The sequence below is a fragment of the Nitrosomonas sp. HPC101 genome (genome assembly GCF_009833125.1).
Lineage (GTDB): Bacteria > Pseudomonadota > Gammaproteobacteria > Burkholderiales > Nitrosomonadaceae > Nitrosomonas.
The window spans coordinates 12,612-32,977 of the sequence record NZ_QRCC01000002.1 but is presented as its reverse complement, the minus strand read 5'-3'; the positions used below and the strand labels follow the sequence as shown (position 1 = coordinate 32,977).

Here is a 20,366-nt window from a genome sequence, read left to right as displayed (position 1 = left end):
TTCCCTTAGCGTCAGCCGTTTCAATTACATCGAAGGATACAAATCTATGGCTTGGATCTATCTGCTTCTTGCTGGTGCATTTGAAATTGGCTGGCCTGTTGGCTTAAAGCTGGCTCAGCAAACCGAAACAAGGGGTATCGGTATCGTGGTTGCGGTTACGTTCATGGCAATTAGCGGCTTCTTTCTGTGGCTTGCCCAGAAGGAAATTCCGATTGGTACTTCCTACGCCATATGGACAGGGATTGGTGCTGCCGGTACCTTTATTGTTGGTGTTCTTTTCTATGGTGATCCAAACAGCTTGGGTCGGTATTTGGGTGTGGCGTTAATTGTGGCAGGTGTCGCCACTCTTAAACTGACACACAGCTAGGGAAGCTCTGATAATTCCTGAATCCTCTCGCGTAGAATAGCGTCTTTAATTCAATTCGCGGCCACTCGGTGGGCGTTATATTACGTTTGTGATCAGTCTTCGGAATTTGCGCTTAGTGCGCGGCGCCAAGGTGCTTATCGAGAGTGCCACGCTGCAAATCCATTCAGGCTGGAAAGTCGGGCTGACCGGCGCCAATGGCAGCGGAAAATCCAGCTTGTTCGCTATGCTGCGCGATCAGCTGCACCCTGACCAGGGTGACCTGGATATGCCGCCCGCCTGGGTGATCGCCCACGTTGCACAGGAAACGCCGGGCCTGGCACAGTCGGCGATCGAGTATGTGCTCGATGGTGATGCCGAGTTGCGTCGTATCGAAGCAGATCTGGCTGCGGCAGAGCGTATCGGCGACGATGCGCACAACGGTGCCCATATTGGTGAACTCCATGCCCGCCTGCACGAGATTGATGGCTATGCAGCACGTTCGCGTGCCGCTTCGCTGCTTGCTGGGCTGGGTTTTTTACAATCCGATATCGAACGCCCGGTTGCAGATTTCTCCGGGGGCTGGCGCATGCGCCTGAACCTTGCGCAGGCGCTGATGTGTCGCTCCGATCTGTTACTGCTGGATGAACCAACCAACCACCTCGACCTCGATGCAGTGATCTGGCTTGAGGCCTGGTTGCGCGGCTACCGTGGCACGCTGCTGCTGATCTCGCACGACCGCGAGTTTCTTGATGCGTGCGTCACCCACATCACCCATATCGAGCAGCAGAAGCTTACCCTCTATACCGGCGGCTATTCTGACTTTGAGCGCCAGCGCGGCGAGCGTCTGCAGCAGCAACAGGCGCTGTTCGAGAAACAGCAGCGCAATATCGCACATATGGAAGACTATATCCGTCGCTTCCGCGCCAAGGCCACCAAGGCCCGCCAAGCACAAAGCCGGATTAAGGCACTCGAGCGCATGGAACGTATCGCCGCAGCGCACGTCGACACGCCCTTCAGCTTCGCTTTCCGTGATGCGCCACCGGCTCCCGACCCTTTACTGCAAATCGAGGATGGTGCGGTGGGTTATGGCGACAAGACGGTGCTCGAACACATCACGCTGACGCTACGTCCGGGCGAGCGCATCGGGCTGCTCGGGCGCAATGGCGCCGGCAAATCCACGCTGATCAAGCTGCTTGCCCACGAGCTGCAGCTCACCAGCGGCCGCCGCCTAGAGGGTAAGGGCCTGGCCACCGGTTACTTCGCCCAGCACCAGCTGGAAACGCTGCGCCCGGACGAGTCTGCGCTGCAGCACATGATCCGCCTTGATCCACAGGCGCGCGAGCAGGAGTTGCGCGACTACCTTGGCGGCTTCGACTTCCGCGGCGACGGTGTGGGCGGCACCTCTACCCCGGCGATTACACCCTGTGGCCCGTTCTCCGGCGGCGAGAAGTCACGCCTGGCACTGGCTCTGCTGATCTGGCAAAAACCCAACCTGCTGCTGTTGGATGAACCGACTAACCACCTCGATCTTGAGATGCGCCACGCACTCACACTGGCGCTGCAGGACTACGAGGGTGCGATGGTGCTGGTGTCGCACGACCGCGCACTGCTGCGTAGCACCTGTGATTGCTTCCTGCTGGCGGACGATGGCCGCATTCAGCCCTTCGATGGCGATCTCGATGATTACCGCGACTGGCTCACCACGCACCGTACCGAAGTCGCAGCTGCGGCAGCCTGTCCTGACCAGGCCGCCAACAAGACGACACGCAAGGCTGATCGTCAGGCCCGTATTCTGGTACGCCGACCATTGATGAAGGAAATCGAGCAAATCGATAAACGCTTGGCGGCGTGGAACAGAGAAAAGGGTGAGCTCGAGGTGCGTTTGGCTGATCCCACGTTATACACAGGACAGCAGGCTGACGAGGTGCCAATGCTGAATAAGCGTCTGGCCGAGCTTGCGCAACATATCGAAGAGGCGGAACTGCGCTGGCTGGAACTGCATGAGACTTTGGAAACCATCCCGGCCAACTGACTCATGTTGATATAAGCGAACCTGTTGATACAGTCGATGATGTGAACTCCGGAATCAGTGGTGTCAATACCACCTGCAGTCTACGATTGATTTTGTGTCTGGCCATACTGCCACGGTATGACATTACAGCTTAATGCCCAAGTTGGGTTGGCGATACTTGTATTATGCCCTGATCTCAAAGCAGCATTTTGTCGGAATTTTTTGCGCTGGAAGTTGGCAGACTGTTTCAGAAGATGTCGTTATTTCTCTTGGTGCTCTAATTACAGGCTAATCACTATTTTTAGTAAAAGACTCGGATGAATACGAATTTCGGGGTTTTGTTGTAGCCACAGTCTCGGGACCCTGCCAGAGCGCATGAATAAAAACTGCAAGATAACTTTTATCAATCAGTGCTCCGACTCGCTCAATTTCAGGAAGCAACAATGTATGTAATTTCTGCAGGTTGTACCAAGGCACGCCAGGGTAGGCATGATGCCCAATGTGATAATTGATATTATTCCAAAAAAATGAATGCAATTGGTTGCTAATGACCGTCCTGGTTCCTACCAGTGGCCCAGCATCCCAAGGACAGCCATAATGTTCAGCGATGAATCGCATACTATTGAAAAAACCAAAAAAAATAAGTGGCCAGAACCACACAGCAAATACTTGATCTATAACACCTTGAGAAGCTGCCCACTCGAATGTGGCCCACATTACAATTATGTGAAGTGCTATCTCGCCCCAGTGGATCAATGCTTTCTTCCCACGCAAAACCTTTAGCGGAAAAATCAATGTAAACTGAATCGCGGTCAAGAATACACCGATGATTGCGTAGGCATAAAAGAGTATAAAATCGCCGACTCCACGCTTCCCCATCGTGAACGCATCCGGGTCCTTCGGTGTGCGATTATGTCTATGGTGAATGAGATGATCTTCCTTAAAGGCAGTAAATGAAATAATGAATGGGATCATCGCAAAAATTCCGAATGCCCGATTCTTCCAGCGGGTTTTAAATAAAATGCTGTGCGTACAGTCGTGCATAAAGGTCACAATTCCCATCTGTATGTAACCCATTCCTAAGTAGCAGAACCAGGTCAATGCCCAATAGCTTGAATTCCAGGCAATAATTCCCAGTGCAATCCAAATCCCGTAGAAAAGAGGAAGTTTTAGGTTGGGTACCCAATCGTGCTGATAGAGCTGCTTTAATTCCGCAGGGCTATTGAAAAGAAGCGAGGACTTATTTTGCTTATGTAAGGCTCTGAATATTTGTAGCTCTTTTGTTCTTTTGGCCTGCACGGGTACTCTCTTGGAGGTGAAATTCCTCCCGTAAGTTGATTACAAAAAAGATGAGAAGATGAAAAGTTGAGGAAATAGACTCTCGTCGTAAATCCATGGTATTTCATTTTCCTGTGCTTGCGGAAAAAGTTTAAGATTAAATGTGTAAATCTCATTGTAATTCCAATGAACGACCAGCTTGCACATAGAAGCAGGTGAGTCTGGCCGACCTGTGTGTTCCAATTCAGCTTCTGCGCAAGCTGTAGGGCCTCGTCGCGCATTTTCTGGCCAGACTCATCCACCCTGAAACTACAAATTTAGGGAGCTGCAACATTTCAGATTGTTTTATGCCTGTGGTATTTGCGGGTGGCGAGTTTGATTACTTCGCTGGGTGATTTGGGATGCAGACGGCAGTCAGCCGGTTAACTGCCGGGACAATTTCAATCAGCCGTTCCGGCCGGTTGATGATGGCGTAGTCCATGGCCGAACAAATATGGAATTTGCATCACGATCGATCGTGATACCAAACAGGCTCAATCCCAGCCGTCGGGCTTCGATCACAGCCTGACGGGTGTCTTACGATACCGTAACGTCCTTCGTAGTGATCCAGATCATTTGGCTTGCCGTCGTTTAGCAGCAGGAACAGCCAATGACGCTCCGGCCGCTATGCAATTAACTGGCTGGATCCGTATCTTCCGGTGATAGATCGAGATCGAATGTCAATACCTTGGAAGCACTGCGTGGATGAGAAGTGATCGCCAGTTCCTCCATCGATTCAGCTACATTCCTGGCAGGCAGATCGATTTACATCTCTGTTTCCATATCCGTCCGATCAGCGCCTTGTGCAGCGTATCAGACTGGATGATAGCCACTTCCGCAATCTGCCGAAACGTGTTCCTGGATGCTGCCACTAAAACCGGTTTGTCGCCAGGCTTCGTAAACGATGACTGCTACCGCATTGGAAAGATTCAGGCTGCGGGAAGCGGGCATCATGGGGATGCGGACACGACAATCCTGTGAAAAATTTGCCAGCACCTCGGCGGGTAATCCCCGGGTTTCGGAGCCGAACAGGAAGACGTCATCGTCCCTGTAATCTGTTTTGTCATAATGGTGTGTTGCCCGCGTGCTAACAGCAAAGATGCGCCGATTGTTCATGAGCTTGAGGCAGGATACCAGATCCTCATGGACGGTGAGGCGTGTCCATTCATGATAATCCAGCCCGGCACGCCGCAGCTGCCGGTCACTCAAATTGAATCCCAGTGGTTTGATCAGATGTAGCTGTGTGCCGGTATTGGCACAGAGACGAATAATATTACCGGTATTCGGGGGGATTTCCGGCTGATGAAGGATGACTTGCAGCATGTAGGTTAATTAGCTGGACTAAATGATTGCGATGGCCAGGCTGCAGCATTTCCGGATGATTTTCCTGGGAATGCTCTGGCAATGACCCAGGCGTGCACACTATCTGCTCCCTGACGGCGGATCACCCTGGCCAGCTCGTTCATGGTGGCGCCGCTGGTCATGACATCATCCACGATGGCGACCTGTTTTCCGGCAAAATCCTGTGTACAGATAAATGCATTGCGTACATTCTGTTTCCGCTTTTTCCATGGAATCTCAGTCTGCGAAGGGGTGCTGCGTGTACGTGCGCAGGCGGTAGCCAATAGTTTGCAGCCTGTTTCCCTGCATAGATAGCGACTGATTTCAAGTGCCTGGTTGAATCCTCTTTCCCGCAGTCGGGCCGGGTGGAGTGGCACCGGGATGACATAATCAGGTAAAGGATCTTTCTGAAGTTCTGTCAACAGCAAATCAGCCAGTATCGGTGCCAGTGGCAGAGCAGAACGGTATTTCAATGCCTGTATCAGCGCATCGACTGGATAGGTATAACGCACGGCAGCCCGGATATGGTTCCATGCGGGTGGTTTGCGCAGGCAGGTTCCGCAAATCTGTGAGGAAGGCATGGGGAGCAGACAGGAAGGACAGTGTTCCTGCAGTAATCCGGGAAAATCCTGCAGGCAGGCGGTGCAGATATCCTGATGGCTGGATGTCAGGCACAACACACAGTGTTTGCGCTGGAATAATTGCTTAAAATTTAATCTTCTGTTCAAAATACGGGAATAAAAAATTGACAATTGGAGGGGTATCCGTAATGATTGCCCGCTATTCATTATAACTTGGAGCAGGCTCTTGCCGAGAATGATCATGGAATCCGGAACCGGTTTAATTTCTGAAAAACAGTGCACACACCATCACCCTGATGCAGCTATTCAGCAGGAATCATCGCCACACTGGTCTGTAAAAGAGATCGGAGTGCTACTGGATCTGCCATTTTCTGATTTGATTTTTCAGGCACAAACGGTGCATCGTCAGTATCACGATGCTAACGGTGTGCAGCTATCTACACTGCTGTCGGTAAAAACCGGTGGATGTTCCGAAGACTGCGCCTATTGTCCGCAGGCGGCGCGGTATCATACCGGGGTGGAAAATCAGTCGATTCTGTCGCGTGAGGAAGTGGTGGCGGCAGCAACCAAAGCAAAAGAAAGCGGAGCGACGCGTTTCTGCATGGGGGCAGCCTGGCGGGGACCCAAACAGCGTGACATCGAACATATGACCGGGCTTATCAGTGCGGTTAAGGATCTGGGGCTGGAAACCTGTGCCACGCTGGGTATCCTGAAGCCCGGACAGGCTGCTCAACTCAAGGAAGCCGGGCTGGATTACTACAATCACAATCTCGATACGTCGCCCGAATTTTACGGCGAGATCATCACCACGCGCGAATATCAAAGTCGTCTGGATACATTGGAGGAAGTGCGCGGTTCCAATATCAATGTCTGCTGTGGCGGCATTGTCGGCATGGGCGAATCGCGCACTGCTCGTGCCGGACTGATTGCGCAACTGGCCAATCTTAATCCCTATCCGGAATCTGTGCCGATCAATTACCTGGTGCAGGTGGAAGGTACGCCCTTATATGGAACTCCTGAGCTAGATCCGTTTGAATTCGTTCGCACCATTGCGGCAGCCCGTATCACCATGCCCAAGGCAAAGGTCAGATTATCAGCTGGCCGCCGGCAGATGCCGGAAGCCATTCAGGCGCTGTGTTTTCTAGCTGGTGCCAATTCCATCTTTTATGGCGATAAATTGTTGACAACCGGTAATCCGGATACGGAACAGGATGCGGCTTTACTCAAAAAACTGGGGTTGCACGCGCTCTAGTTGTATGCTGCCGGATTTAACCGAGGCACTGCAGCAACGCAGGCATGAAGGACTGTACCGCTCCCGCCCGGTGCTGGCAGGGCCGCAGTCGCCGCATGTCATCATTGATGGTAAGGCATATCTTGCTTTCTGCAGCAATGACTATCTGGGGCTGGCCAATCATTCAGCTCTGATCGAGGCCGTAGCGGAAGGCGCACGGCGTTATGGTGTGGGCTCGGGTGCTTCACACCTGATCAGTGGCCATTCACAGGCGCACCACGAGCTGGAACAGGCGTTGGCTGAATTTGTTGGGTTGCCGCGTGCATTGCTGTTTTCCACCGGCTATATGGCTAATCTGGCAGCAGTGACGGCACTGGTGGGACGAGGTGATGCCATTTTTGCGGATCGTCTCAATCACGCTTCACTCAATGATGCCGCTTTGCTGTCACGCGCCTGTTTCATTCGTTATTCCCATCTGGATCTTGTGGCGCTGGAAAAACAGCTGGCAGTAACTGAAGCACGGCGCAAACTGGTGATTTCGGATGCGGTATTCAGTATGGATGGGGATTGTGCACCGGTCGCAGCCTTGCTGGATTTATGCCGGCGTTTCGATGCCTGGTTGCTGCTGGACGATGCCCATGGCTTTGGTGTGCTGGGCGCTGAAGGGCGGGGCAGTCTGTCTTTTTTGGAAGCCGCAGAACGTAATATGCCCAACCTGATTTACATGGGCACGCTGGGCAAGGCGGCTGGTGTATCCGGTGCGTTTGTGGCGGCGCAAATGCCTGTCATTGAAACACTGATTCAACAGGGTCGCACCTACGGCTACACTACGGCAGCTGCGCCATTGTTGTCACATGTATTGCTGACCAGTTTGCAATTGATTCAGCAAGAAACCTGGCGGCGTGATCAATTAATCAGATTGATTGAGCGGCTGCGGCACAGTCTGCAATCATTACCGTGGCAATTACTGCCATCGAATACGCCGATACAGCCGTTACTGACAGACGAGAGTCAAGAAGCGGTTCGATTGGGTCAGGCGCTGCGTGAACGTGGAATCTGGGTGCCGGCGATTCGTCCGCCGACTGTGCCGCAAGGCAGCGCGCGGTTACGTATCAGCTTGTCTGCAGCTCATACCGAAGCGGATATCGACCGATTGAGTACAGCTTTGCACGAGCTCTCTGAGTACTGATATGGCGATCCACATTAAAATAATCGGAGCGGGGCCGGATCTGGTGATGCTGCACGGCTGGGCCATGCACAGCGGCGTTTGGGAGGGTGTGATCGGATCACTGTCGCACCGTTTCCGGCTGCATTGCGTGGATTTGCCTGGACATGGCGCCAGCCGTGACTGCATGTTGGAATCATTGGAGCAGATGACGACGGTGATTGCAGCGCATCTGCCCAAGTACTACAGCGTTTGTGGCTGGTCACTGGGTAGTCAGGTGGCGATCAGACTGGCGTTGCAGGCACCGGAATGTGTACAGCAGCTGGTGTTGGTTTCCAGTACGCCCTGCTTTGTTAAACGGGTAAACTGGCCATGGGGCATGGAAGCGAATACTTTGACGCTGTTCATGGAAAATATGGCGCGCGATTATACCCAGACGCTCAACCGTTTTCTGACGTTGCAAGTCAGTGGCAGTGAAGATCAGACCCGGGTGCTGGCGCAGTTGCGGCGCAGCATTCTACAAACTGAACCGCCAACACCAGCGACGTTACAGGCAGGGCTGAAAATTCTGCAAACCAGTGACTTGCGGGCCGATCTGGATCAAATCAGGCAACCTGTCCTGCTGATTCATGGTCAGAATGATGTGATCGCGCCTGTCGGTGCGGCGGAATGGATGCAGCAGCACCTGCTCCAGGCACAGTTGAAACTGTTTCCACACTGCGGCCATGCGCCGTTCCTTTCTTTTCCTGAGCAATTTGTGAGTTGTTTTGATGCTTTATGATCATGTACTTGACAAGCGCATGCTGCGCCGGTCGTTTGAACAGGCGGCGGCCAGCTATGACCAGTCTGCCGTGCTGCAGCGCGAAATTTGTGATCGCATGCTGTCTCGCCTGGAATATATCAAATATGTTCCCGGAAAAATTATCGATGCGGGCAGCGGCACGGGTTACGGCACGCGTAAACTGATTGAACGCTATCCGGCGGCAGAGATTGTGCCGATGGATATTGCGTTGACGATGCATGATCATGCACGCACAGTCATTGCCGAGCAGTTACCCGCCTGGCGACGCTGGCTGCCATTCGGGCGTCATCAGCCTGAAGGCTATATCTGCGCGGACATGGAACAGTTGCCCTTGCGCGAAGCCAGTGTCGGCATGATCTGGTCCAATCTTGCGATCCAATGGTGCAATGATCTCAAACAGACTTTTACCGAAGCGTATCGCGTGCTGGAGAATGGCGGACTGCTGATGTTCAGTACCTTCGGGCCGGATACACTGAAGGAATTGCGGCAGGTTTTCAAGTCAGTGGATCCGTTCAACCATGTCAATCGTTTCACGGATATGCACGATGTCGGCGATATGCTGGTGGGGAGTGGTTTTTCATTACCGGTGATGGATATGGAATACATCACGCTGACCTATGAGGATGTCAGGAGTGTCATGCGGGATCTCAAGGCAATCGGTGCCCACAATGTGACGCATGGGCGTCGGCGTGGCCTGATGGGCAAGGCCGCATGGCAGCAGGTGATTGATCAGTACGAAACCTTGCGCCAGGATGGCAGGCTGCCGGCAACCTATGAAGTGGTCTATGGCCATGCCTGGAAACCGGAATCACGTACAGTGCAGCTGAAACCGGAGACACGGCGCAGACTGGGGCTGGAGCCCTGAATGCCAGTCGGTTTTTTTGTCACCGGCACCGATACCGGGATCGGTAAAACCACGGTGAGCTGTGCGCTGCTGCATGCGTTTGCGGCGGAAGGACATACGGTAGTGGGTATGAAACCGGTTGCCGCCGGGTGTGAGAACGGCATCTGGCCGGATGTGGAACATCTGCAAGCTGCCAGCAACATCCGTATGCCGCAGGCTTTGATCAACCCTTATGCTTTTGAGGAGCCCATTGCACCGCATATCGCGGCGCAGCAGACCGGTGTTGATATTAATCCTCAAACGATTCAGCAAGCCTGCCAAAATCTGATGGCAGTAGCAGACGTGACCATTGTTGAAGGCGTGGGAGGGTTTAAAGTACCGCTATCTGCATCTGATACTGTTACGCGTCGTTACGACACCGGCGATCTCGCCAGCTTGCTGGGGTTGCCGGTGATTCTGGTTGCGGGAATACGGCTGGGCTGGCTGAATCACACATTGCTGACAGTTCAGGCGATTCAATCTGGTGGACTGACACTGGCCGGCTGGGTTGCCAATACTATGGATCCAGCGATATTGCAGCTGGAAGCGAATATCCAGACGTTGGCCGAGTGGCTGGATTGTCCGCCACTGGGTGTATTGCCGTATCAGGCGCAACCCGACGCGCAACAGCTGGCGCGCCGTATTGATCTTTCCAGATTGCGATGACCGGGTATCCTGACGTGTAGTCAAAAAATCAGATCCATAACCAAGAAAATAAGGATAACAATCGTTATTGATTTTGGACCTGACCTCTGCGTTTTGCGTATATAACACGGGAGGACAAACGTGATTCCAGTAGATGGAAATTTTATTCTGGCCATCGTCCCTCGTTTTTCCGGCAGCAGGAAACAAAAACAAGAACAGATAATTGGCGCCATTTCAGCCATTTTTTCATCCACGCTCAACCACTATGCCATCAACACGCGACTGCGAATTGCCCACTTCATGGGGCAAGTTACACACGAATGCGATGGCTTTGTCACGACAGAAGAATATGCTTCCGGCGCTGCATACGAAGGCAGACATGATTTAGGGAACACACAACGCGGAGATGGCAAACGTTACAAAGGTCGTGGACTGATTCAACTGACCGGCCGGGCCAACTATCGCAAAATCGGCCCGCTTCTGGATTTACCACTGGAAGAAGCCCCCGAATTGGCGGCGGAGCCGGTCAATTCACTCAAAATTGCCTGCGAATACTGGAAAATGCGCAATATCAACGCCAAAGCCGAGCAGGATGATCTGTTTGCTGTTACTCGACTTGTCAATGGTGGACTCAACGGCCTGGAAGATCGCCGCCAATATCTGATTAAAGCCAAATCCGAGCTGGCAAAAATTGAAGGACTGATCATTGCCGCAAATGAAGGTGGCCACACCACTATCCTGCATCGCGGCTCCTTTGGTGCGGGCGTGGCAGAACTGCAAAAACTGCTGAACAAAGCCGGATTTGCCTTATCAATTGACGGTGATTTTGGTGCCGCCACCGAATTGGCCATCATGACATTTCAGAAAAATCATAGCCTCGCCGTCGATGGCATTGTTGGCAAAAACACCTGGGCCAAACTGCGCAGCTAATTACCATCGAATCAAGCGACTGGATTCAACGTCGGATCGCACAGGAAACCATCCTTGAGGGGCACACTGACGAGCATGGCGTTGCTGCCGGTCTGAGCCTGGTGGCACAGGTGGCTTTTCAGAGATTTCTTGATTGTTATGGATTAACCTTGATAAACCATTTTGGTTGCATAACATCGAAATCCTGGCGGATATTGGATGGTAAATCGCTGGCTGAATCCAGCACAAAAGGCTGATCATCTACTCGTTTGAATACAACCCAATGCCAGAAATTTTTGCCTTCTTCCTGATGATGCTTGATGGACAACAAAGCCAGATCGGGCAGTACCTCCCAGGATTCAAACGGAATTTCGTTCTCGGATATTTTGATTCCAGCATTCGACAACATACATCTGACATACTGAGTATCCGACCACAAAGATTTATCCGAAGCATGAATGCCCATAGCATTGGCTTTGATCTTCATTTCTGAGTACGTTTTACCCAGAATGTTGGCAACGGACGCAATACCACATCCAGTGGTTTCTTCCTGCACTACTGGCTTAAGCACTGATTTTTCCTGATACATAACGCTTGTGCTCAGATACGTGCGTTTCGCACATCACCTGTGACGTATTATCTGGGCTGATTTACAATGCAAACGCGAGGTGGCAGCCAGATAAAAGAATCTGTATTCATGAATGTTCGTTAGCTCGGAGAGTGAGGTCAGGATTTGAATTTCTCGGTGGCTTTGACGAGTTCAGTTTGGATACCGGGCTCCCAGGCTGAATGGCCGGCATCATTGACGACGATGTAGTCTGCTTCCGGCCAGGCTTTATGCAGATCATACGCACTGGTGATCGGGCAGACGGCGTCATAACGTCCCTGGACGATGATGCCGGGCAGGTGGCGGATTTTATGCAGGTTGTCGAGCAGGCTGTTTTCCGGCAGAAAAATATTGTTTTTAAAATAGTGTGCTTCTATCTTGGCCAGTCCCAATGCCACTGTGTCGCTGACAAAATGATTGACGATGTCAGGATTGGGCAGCAGGGTTGAGCAGCTGCCTTCATAACGACTCCAGGCTTTGGCGGCGAGCATGTGCACTGCAGGATCGGGGTGCATCAATAACTGATAATAAGCTGACAGAATATCCTGTCGTTCTTCTGCTGACAGCGGTGCGGTAAATTCTTCCCATACTTCAGGAAACAGTGTGCGCAGTCCGTATAAGAACCAGTCGATTTCTCTTGGGCGGCACAGAAAAATGCCACGCAGAATAAATCCCAGGCAGCTTTCAGGATGTGCCTCACCGTAGGAAAGTGCCAGTGTGCTACCCCACGATCCGCCGAAAATCAGCCATTGTCTGATGCCGAGATGGCAGCGCAAGGTTTCGATGTCTTCGATCAGTAGTGGTGTGGTGTTGTCTTTGGTGATGCCCAGCGGCGTTGAACGTCCGGCGCCACGCTGGTCGAAAATAATGATCCGGTAATAGTGTGGATCAAAAAAACGGCGATGTTCCGGAGAAGCGCCGGCGCCAGGCCCACCATGCAGGAACAGGACGGGGACGCCATCCGGGTTGCCTGATTGTTCCCAGTACATGGTGTGAATGCTATCCAGTGGTAGCATGCCGTGATCATAAGGTTCAACAAGGGGGAAAAGTTCAGTCTGTATCATGATAAGTGGATATGTCGGGTTTTCAGGAAAATGCAGTTGTGCTTGTATTGCGGCATTTTAGCACTTTGTCATGCCAGAGCTGTGATTGGTAGTTGATGGGATTATCGTTAACCTGTTTTTGCGAATGTGAGGTTTATGAGAATATCTCATGAGTACGGGAGTTACTGTATAGTCGCGCGAGCGGCGGATACCGGTGTATCTATTGATTGATCAGGTGTTGTGCAGGATGTTATGTCTTGCATATTGTGAGCTGAACAGGAAATCTGAAAACATAAGCAGGAGTATAAATAATGATGCCGATACAGATCGGGATGGAGTAGTGAGCGGAATACCCCAAGATGATTCGCAGCAGTCAAGGTTGGGCCTGGTTCTGACTGGCGGTGGCGCGCGGGCGGCTTATCAGGTAGGTGTATTACGGGCCATTGCCGAAATGCTGCCGCCGCATGCACGTAGTCCTTTTCCAGTGATTTGCGGTACTTCTGCCGGAGCGATCAACGCTGCCGGTCTTGCCATGGCAGCAACTCATTTTTCTACGGGAGTTAAACGGTTGGAGACCGTATGGGGCAATCTTCATACCGGCCAGATTTATCGTTCTGATTTGATCGGCGTGTTAAATAACGCGCTACGTTATTTTGTTTCGCTCGTATCGAGCAGAATGGCGGGAAAACCGGTTTCGCTGCTGGACAATACGCCACTCCGGCAATTGCTGGCTTGTCATTTACCCTTCAGAGGCATACGCAGAAGTATCCATGCAGGGGCGTTGCATGGACTTGGCATAACGGCCTGGGGCTATGCTTCCGAGCAATCTGTTACTTTTTATCAGGCCAGCCCCAGCATCATTCCCTGGAAGCGTGCACAACGTATCGGTGTTCCATCGCGCATTGGTATTCAGCATCTGGTGGCATCTGCTTCGATCCCACTGATTTTCCCGGCAATCCGGGTAAATCGCGAATATTTTGGTGATGGTTCCATGCGGCAGTTTGCGCCATTGAGCCCAGCATTGCATCTGGGGGCAGATCGCTTGCTGGTGATTGGGGTAAACGAAAAAAAAGAGGTTGATTGCAAACGTATCAAGGTGACCGGCTATCCGCCTCCGGCACAGATTGCCGGACATGTGATGAACAGTATTTTTCTGGATGGTCTGGATGCGGATCTTGAGCGTTTGAAGCGCATCAACCAGACGCTCAGCCTGATTCCTGAGGTGCAAGTGGGAAATACGCCTTTGCTACGTACGGTGGCCTGTATGGTAATCACTCCGAGTGAGAGAATTGATGAGCTGGCGCAGGCATATGCCAGCAGCTTGCCACGCGCAATTCGCTATTTTTTTCATGCTGCCGGGGCAATGGGGCCAAAAGGTTCGGCTATGCTCAGTTATGTGTTATTTGAGGCACCCTTTTGCCGGGCATTGATTGATTTGGGTTATCAGGACACGATGCGGCAGCAGGATGAGGTACTCGCGTTTATTTCCGGGCAACAGGAGTAAGCATTATGGAAGTGACTGATCCCCAGTTCTGGGTTGCCGTTTTTCAGATTATTGCTATTGATATTGCACTGGGTGCTGATAATGCGGTAGTCATCGCGCTGGCATGCCGGAATTTACCTGAAAATAAGCGTAATCAGGGCATATTCTGGGGAATGGCGGGAGCGATCGGGATACGTGTTCTGCTGGTTTTTTTTGCCCTTCAACTATTGACGTTGCCTTATCTGAAAATAATCGGTGCTTTTTTGTTGTTGTGGATCGGCGTTAAGCTGTTGTTACCGGAGCCGGCCATCAACGAGAGCGGACCGGTCGTGAAAGGAGGCGCGACAACTTTGTCGGGTGTCATCAAAACCATTGTTGTCGCTGATGCAGTGATGAGTCTGGACAATGTGATGGGCATTGCAGGTGCGGCTAAGGATAGCCTGGCGCTGGTGATATTTGGTTTGTTGTTCAGCGTTCCCATCATTGTTTGGGGTAGCAAGCTGGTGATGAAGTGGATTGAGCGTTTTCCCGTTATTATTGTTGCTGGTGCCGGTTTGTTAGGCTGGATTGCGGGCGGATTATTGACGACTGATACGGTTAGCCAGGAATGGGTGGATACGCAGGCTGCTTATCTGCATTGGCTTGCGCCAGTGGGAAGCGCGTTGCTGGTTATCAGCATCGGAAAATGGCTGGCAATACGGATACATAAAAAGAGAGGTGTTTCGGTCGATTTGCTGAAAAAAGATTGAATCCGGTCAGGCAGCATGTGTTGTGGAAGGATCGGATTATAAGTTCTTGGTGCTGGCTGATTATTGCAGTGTTGTTTGTGATGGATTACACGTGAAAAGAGGGGATCTTATGCTAAAAATGCTACTACCTGTAGATGGTTCTGAAGCTTCCCAGCGGGCGGTTGAGGAATTCGTAAAACGGCTCGACTGGTATCGTGAAAGACCGGATATTCATTTGTTGAACGTGCGTATTCCTTTGACGGGTAATGTTTCCATGTTTGTTAGTAAAGAAGAGATCGGGGATTATTATCGTGAGGAAGGGCTTAAGGGCTTGCAGCAGGCACGTGATCACCTAGAAGAGAAGGGTGTTGCTTACCGACACCATATTGTAGTAGGAGAAATTGTGCCTATGATTTTGCAGTTTTCTGAAGAAATAAAGTGCGACCAGATCATTATTGGCCCACGCGGGTTGGGAGCCGTTAAGGGTTTGCTACTTGGTTCTGTTGCTAACAAGCTGATTCAACTTTCAACTGTTCCAGTATTGTTGCTTAAATAATAGTGGAAATCGACCGTAAGTCTCCATTTGTTGCAGTAAACCGAGGGAATCTCTGTAAAAACTATCTGCATTGCCATTTTTGCGTTAAAAGGTGGCTTAAAATGCTCATTTATTATGTAAAGCTCAGCCTTTTACTCGGTACCAGCACCTCGTCCTGCGGGTTAGCCTGGTAGCGTTTTTCAGAGGTGCCTTAGTATCGCATCACGCTGCTAGACAGGATACGACGAAAGGTCGCACACTCCTTGTGCGCAATATGGGACAACGCCGCATGGCGTGCTCGTCCGATGGATGTACCTGATCGAGGCGGTGAAGGTCAGTGTTCGTATAACCGTTGAGATAGTCGAAAGTGATCAACTGTCGCGTTCGGGCTGATTCTGGAATGGAGGGTTTGTAGTTTTGAGATTAAGAGTATTGGGTTGTAGTGGAGGAATAGGAGCAAATTCTCATACGACCGCGATGTTGCTGGATGAAGATATTCTCATCGATGCTGGTACCGGGGTTGGCACGCTTTCTCTGGATGAACTGTCGAAAATTGACCATGTATTTGTTACGCACGCCCATCTGGACCATACTGCTTTTATTCCTTTTTTGGTAGATACAACGGGCAGTCTGCGTGATCGCCCGCTGGTTGTGCATGCTTTGCCATCCACGCTGAAGTGTTTACAGACACATATTTTTAACTGGCATGTCTGGCCGGATTTTTCCTGTATTCCCAATGCAGCTTGCCCTTACATGCGTTATGAGCCAATTGCTGTGGGTGAAACTGTGGTGTTGGGTTCACGTAAGATAACGCCTGTGCCGGCGCATCATGTTATTCCAGCTGTGGGTTTTCAGCTTGATTCCGGGCGATCCAGTTTAGTATTTACAGGCGATACCACGGCCAGTGACGCGTTATGGGAAGCAATCAATCAGATTACGAACCTGCGCTATTTAATTATCGAATCTGCCTTCAGTAACGCTAATCAGGATCTCGCAATACGTTCCGGACATTTTTATCCGGCTATGCTCGCTGATGAATTGAATAAATTGCAGCGTGATGCCGAAATATATATTACTCACCTGCGACAGGGCGAGGCAGAAGTCACTATGCGTGAAATTCTGGCTGGCGTTACGTGTTTCAGCCCTCATAGATTGATGAGTAATCATATATTTGAATTTTAGGATAGCGTAAAAATGCGTACATCTCAGTCTTTTCAGACGGGTTTGGGCGTTATTTCCAAAGTCGACATTTCATCCGATTCTGCTGGGTGTTTGCGATCTGTGATCGACAAAATTCACACAGCGAGAGATATCGACGAAATCATGTTTGAGATAAACCAGGATATCTGCGAGGCGTTTAATGCAGATCGCTTGACGATCTATTCCGTAAGTAGTGATAGAACCAGCCTTATTTCGCGTGTTAAAACCGGTCTGGATTCCTGCCAAGATTTGACATTACCGATTAATGAACAGAGTGTTGCCGGCTTTGTGGCTTTACACAGGAAAATTGTTAATTTCGCGGATGTTTATGATCGGAATGAGCTCGGAAGGCAGGGGGAGTACTCGCGTTTTCTGCAAGAAGCGGATAAGCGGACAGGATATCGGACTAAACAGATGCTTGTGGCACCGATTCTAAGTAGCGGTGATAACGATTTTCTGGGTGTGGTGCAGCTCATCAATAACCGGGCTGATGAGCCTTTCTCGCAAAAGATAGTTGATCATTTGGGTGAAGTCTGCCAGGTATTGGCAGCTGCCTTTAAACAGTATCGGATGCAACGGCTGTTAGGCAAGACCCGTTATGATCAGCTGATTGTCGATATGGTGATCAGTACCAGCGAGTTTGAGTTGGCGACCAGGCGGGCGCGTGAAATGGGTTGTGATCTGGAAGATGTATTAATTGATGAATTGGGTATCGGCGTCATGCAAATAGGTGAGGCCTTGGCCAGTTTTTTTAGTGTGAAATACGAAGGTTACAAGTCAGATCGAGTTAAACCGATGGATCTGCTGAAAAATCTTAAACGGGAGTTTGTTCAGAGTAACAGCTGGTTGCCGATAGATGACGGAAATGATGGATTGGTCGTGCTGGCCTTGGATCCAGAGCGTATCAAGGCGCTGCGTATTGTTAATCAGATCTTTCCGAAGTACAAGAAGATCATCTATACGGTTTGTACCCGTCGTGAATTCAAGGCCACGTTGGATTTATTCTATGGTAGTGCGGAAGTGGAAAATCTGGGTGGCAGCATTGATGACATGCTCTCCAATCTGGAAGAAGGCATAGAGGAGATCAGGGAGGCTGAAGCGGATGAAACTTCGGCAGCTGCAGACAATGAACTGGTTAAGCTGGTGAATCGCATTATTATGGATGCCTATAAAATGGGTGTTTCGGATATTCATATCGAACCCTTGCCCGGCAAGGGAAAAACCGGTGTCCGTTTCCGTAAAGATGGTTCATTGATGCCCTATATTGAAATTCCTGCCAATTATCGTAATCCACTGGTGACACGCATCAAGATTATGTGTGATCTGGACATTTCGGAAAAACGCAAACCACAGGATGGCAAGATCAAGTTTCGCAAGTTCGCACCGCTTGATATCGAGCTTCGGGTTGCGACTATTCCTTCAGCTGGCGGTGTAGAAGATGTTGTTATGCGTATTCTGACTGCAGGTGAACCGATTCCGTTGGAAAAAATGGGGTTCACTCCTGCCAACCAGGCGCAGCTGAAATCGATTATCAGTAAACCCTATGGATTATTTTTTGTCTGCGGACCGACTGGTTCCGGTAAAACGACAACACTGCATTCTATTCTTAAGTATCTGAACCGGCCGGAAACCAAAATCTGGACGGCAGAAGATCCGGTTGAGATCACTCAGAAAGGATTACGTCAAGTACAAATTAACGCCAAGGCTGGCCTGACTTTTGCCACAATCATGAAATCTTTTCTGCGAGCGGACCCGGATATCATCATGGTGGGTGAGATGCGAGACAAGGAGACGACTGGAATCGGTATTGAAGCCTCACTTACCGGGCATCTGGTATTTGCTACGCTGCATACCAATAGTGCTCCGGAATCTATTATTCGTTTGCTGGATATGGGTATGGATCCATTCAATTTTGCTGATGCATTGCTGGGGATTCTGGCGCAACGCCTGGCTAAGCGATTGTGCAAATGTAAAAAACCGTATACGGCCAGCCAAGAAGAAATTCGTGCGTTACTGACAGAATATTGTGAGGAGTTGAAAAATATCGAGCCCTTCAAGGCTGATCCCGACGCGGCCTATCGTGAAATTGAAGCGCGCTGGATTCAGCAATATGGTGATGAAAATGGACAGATTACTCTGTATCAGCCGATCGGTTGCAAGCACTGTACAGAAACCGGTTATGCGGGTCGGGTTGGTCTGCATGAATTACTGGCGGCGACTGATGCACTCAAGAAAAACATACAGGAACACGCACGTGTCACTGAAATGCTGGTGACCGCACTGGGTGATGGCATGCGTACTCTGAAGCAGGATGGGATAGAGAAGGTGCTGCAGGGAATTACCGATATTCATCAGGTGCGTGCGGTGTGTATCAAATAAAGAATTTCCGCATAGCTTGTCAAACAACCTCTTGTTTCGTTGATATTCATAAATGCCTGACAATCGCATGACTGAATACTGGCACGGTTTTCCTTCAATTCTTTCCTTTGTTTCAAGCAGCTTCTGTTAGCCTTTCTATTGCTAAATAAATGCTTGGTAGCAGGGTTTTTTCCGAATCCGGGCGGATATTTTTCTCAGATAATTTCCCGGATTGCTCCGGAAAATTACAACTATTGCGGTGTAGTTCCAGGAGGATGATCATGCAGATTTCAGATGAAAAAAAGGTATTGCAGCTGGTCAAATCTTCGATTGCTGGCAAGAAAAAAAATAAGATTGAAGAGAAAAATCAGAAACCGATAGCGGGTGCGGACGAATATAGCCAGCAGGTTGAGCAATACGCGTGTCGAATCCGGGAAACCAGTAATGTAGACGAGATCATTGATATCTTGGATACAGTATTGGGTGAAACCAGGAGTCTGCGTTACAGTAATGAGATATACAGCGCGCAGGAGCAGGTGCGGCTTGCTGAAAACCAGATCGAGCTGCTCAAGCAAGAGCTTGAGCAGCTGCGGGAGTTTGTGCATTACGATCAGATGACGGGCGCATTCAACCGGCGTGGTCTGGATGCGATTTATTTGCGGGAGGCGGCGCGTGCTGATCGAAACGAGAATACATTGTGTGCGGTCATGTTCGATCTGGATGATTTCAAGCGAATCAATGATGTCTATGGTCATCAGTTCGGTGATGATGTTTTGATTCACCTGGTAAAGCTGACGAAAAAATCGCTGCGGCCAAGTGATGTGGTCGCCCGCTACAGCGGTGAGAAATTTGTTGTATTACTGCCGGACGTCACGCTGGAGTCAGCAGTCTGGGTGATGCAGCGCTTGCAGAATAGTTTCTCCAAAAAAACACTTGCAGACATGGATGGTAATCCTGTTCCAATTGTTTTCAGTGGTGGTGTTGCTTTCCGTCAGCTTCGTGAAAGTCAGAAATCCTTGTTTAAACGTGCAGATGAAGCACTTTGTCAGGCCAAGAAATCCGGTAAGGGCCGCATCATGGTCGCCCCTTGATAATTGGACTCAATGGAAATATTTTTCTGGGCAAGCAGTTAATGCTGGACCGCAATCAGAATCTGATTGCCTGTGAGCTCTTATTTCGGA

19 protein-coding genes are annotated in these 20,366 nt (G+C 50.5%); 14 read left to right on the top strand and 5 right to left on the bottom strand.

The window, feature by feature from the left end:
• Positions 1-46: 46 nt before the first annotated feature.
• Positions 47-367 (top strand): multidrug efflux SMR transporter, encoded by a 321-nt coding sequence (locus tag ABO04_RS02000; protein WP_160808958.1) that lies wholly within the window; start codon positions 47-49, stop codon positions 365-367.
• A gap of 88 nt (positions 368-455) precedes the next feature.
• On the top strand, positions 456-2,378 hold the full coding sequence (locus ABO04_RS01995) for an ATP-binding cassette domain-containing protein (protein ID WP_160808957.1): 1,923 nt from the start codon (positions 456-458) through the stop codon (positions 2,376-2,378).
• Positions 2,379-2,645: 267 nt separating this feature from the next.
• Here ABO04_RS01995 and ABO04_RS01990 read toward each other — a convergent pair whose 3' ends face one another.
• The 3 genes from ABO04_RS01990 to ABO04_RS01980 all read right to left on the bottom strand — a co-directional run bounded on the left by ABO04_RS01990 (position 2,646) and on the right by ABO04_RS01980 (position 5,695).
• Positions 2,646-3,656, bottom strand: coding sequence for a fatty acid desaturase (locus tag ABO04_RS01990; protein WP_160808956.1), 1,011 nt, complete (start codon positions 3,654-3,656; stop codon positions 2,646-2,648).
• 831 nt (positions 3,657-4,487) lie between these two features.
• Positions 4,488-4,997 carry a tRNA (uridine(34)/cytosine(34)/5-carboxymethylaminomethyluridine(34)-2'-O)-methyltransferase TrmL gene (gene trmL, locus ABO04_RS01985; protein WP_160808955.1) on the bottom strand — a complete coding sequence of 170 codons (510 nt, stop codon included), beginning with the start codon at positions 4,995-4,997 and terminating at the stop codon, positions 4,488-4,490.
• Positions 4,998-5,002: 5 nt separating this feature from the next.
• Positions 5,003-5,695: a ComF family protein gene (locus ABO04_RS01980; protein ID WP_345852746.1), complete on the bottom strand. Its 693-nt coding sequence runs from the start codon at positions 5,693-5,695 to the stop codon at positions 5,003-5,005.
• A gap of 142 nt (positions 5,696-5,837) precedes the next feature.
• Here ABO04_RS01980 and bioB point away from each other — a divergent pair, with 142 nt between their 5' ends.
• The 6 genes from bioB (at position 5,838) to ABO04_RS01950 (ending at position 11,252) form a co-directional block, all read left to right on the top strand.
• The gene (gene bioB / locus ABO04_RS01975) at positions 5,838-6,848 is read left to right on the top strand and encodes a biotin synthase BioB (RefSeq protein ID WP_160808953.1); all 1,011 of its coding nucleotides are present in this window, start codon (positions 5,838-5,840) and stop codon (positions 6,846-6,848) included.
• A 4-nt stretch (positions 6,849-6,852) separates the two neighbouring features.
• A complete protein-coding gene (gene bioF, locus ABO04_RS01970) occupies positions 6,853-8,016 on the top strand; it encodes an 8-amino-7-oxononanoate synthase (protein ID WP_160808952.1) in 1,164 nt (387 codons plus the stop codon).
• Position 8,017: 1 nt separating this feature from the next.
• Positions 8,018-8,773 (top strand): pimeloyl-ACP methyl ester esterase BioH, encoded by a 756-nt coding sequence (gene bioH / locus ABO04_RS01965; RefSeq protein ID WP_160808951.1) that lies wholly within the window; start codon positions 8,018-8,020, stop codon positions 8,771-8,773.
• On the top strand, positions 8,763-9,659 hold the full coding sequence (bioC, locus tag ABO04_RS01960) for a malonyl-ACP O-methyltransferase BioC (protein ID WP_160808950.1): 897 nt from the start codon (positions 8,763-8,765) through the stop codon (positions 9,657-9,659). The genes bioH and bioC overlap by 11 nt, the downstream gene beginning before the upstream one ends.
• On the top strand, positions 9,660-10,343 hold the full coding sequence (gene bioD / locus ABO04_RS01955; protein ID WP_160808949.1) for a dethiobiotin synthase: 684 nt from the start codon (positions 9,660-9,662) through the stop codon (positions 10,341-10,343). It abuts the gene before it with no gap.
• A 120-nt stretch (positions 10,344-10,463) separates the two neighbouring features.
• Complete coding sequence (locus ABO04_RS01950) at positions 10,464-11,252, top strand: peptidoglycan-binding protein (protein WP_160808948.1); 789 nt, start codon at positions 10,464-10,466, stop codon at positions 11,250-11,252.
• Positions 11,253-11,388: 136 nt separating this feature from the next.
• On the opposite strand, the gene ABO04_RS01945 is transcribed toward ABO04_RS01950, so the two are convergent.
• Both ABO04_RS01945 and pip read right to left on the bottom strand, forming a co-directional pair.
• Entirely contained in the window at positions 11,389-11,802 is a 414-nt protein-coding gene (locus ABO04_RS01945) for a hypothetical protein (RefSeq protein WP_160808947.1), read from the bottom strand.
• Positions 11,803-11,957: 155 nt separating this feature from the next.
• Positions 11,958-12,902: a prolyl aminopeptidase gene (gene pip, locus ABO04_RS01940; RefSeq protein WP_160808946.1), complete on the bottom strand. Its 945-nt coding sequence runs from the start codon at positions 12,900-12,902 to the stop codon at positions 11,958-11,960.
• Between the two features lie 319 nt (positions 12,903-13,221).
• On the opposite strand from pip, the gene ABO04_RS01935 reads away from it, so the two are divergent.
• The 6 genes from ABO04_RS01935 to ABO04_RS01910 all read left to right on the top strand — a co-directional run bounded on the left by ABO04_RS01935 (position 13,222) and on the right by ABO04_RS01910 (position 20,276).
• The gene (locus tag ABO04_RS01935) at positions 13,222-14,385 is read left to right on the top strand and encodes a patatin-like phospholipase family protein (RefSeq protein WP_160808945.1); all 1,164 of its coding nucleotides are present in this window, start codon (positions 13,222-13,224) and stop codon (positions 14,383-14,385) included.
• Positions 14,386-14,390: 5 nt separating this feature from the next.
• A complete protein-coding gene (locus ABO04_RS01930) occupies positions 14,391-15,113 on the top strand; it encodes a TerC family protein (RefSeq protein ID WP_160808944.1) in 723 nt (240 codons plus the stop codon).
• A gap of 22 nt (positions 15,114-15,135) precedes the next feature.
• On the top strand, positions 15,136-15,648 hold the full coding sequence (locus ABO04_RS01925) for a universal stress protein (protein ID WP_345852745.1): 513 nt from the start codon (positions 15,136-15,138) through the stop codon (positions 15,646-15,648).
• Positions 15,649-16,044: 396 nt separating this feature from the next.
• Positions 16,045-16,809, top strand: coding sequence for a 3',5'-cyclic-nucleotide phosphodiesterase (locus ABO04_RS01920; RefSeq protein WP_160808943.1), 765 nt, complete (start codon positions 16,045-16,047; stop codon positions 16,807-16,809).
• A 12-nt stretch (positions 16,810-16,821) separates the two neighbouring features.
• On the top strand, positions 16,822-19,206 hold the full coding sequence (locus tag ABO04_RS01915; protein ID WP_160808942.1) for an ATPase, T2SS/T4P/T4SS family: 2,385 nt from the start codon (positions 16,822-16,824) through the stop codon (positions 19,204-19,206).
• 260 nt (positions 19,207-19,466) lie between these two features.
• Entirely contained in the window at positions 19,467-20,276 is an 810-nt protein-coding gene (locus tag ABO04_RS01910; protein WP_160808941.1) for a GGDEF domain-containing protein, read from the top strand.
• The last annotated feature ends 90 nt before the right edge of the window (positions 20,277-20,366 follow it).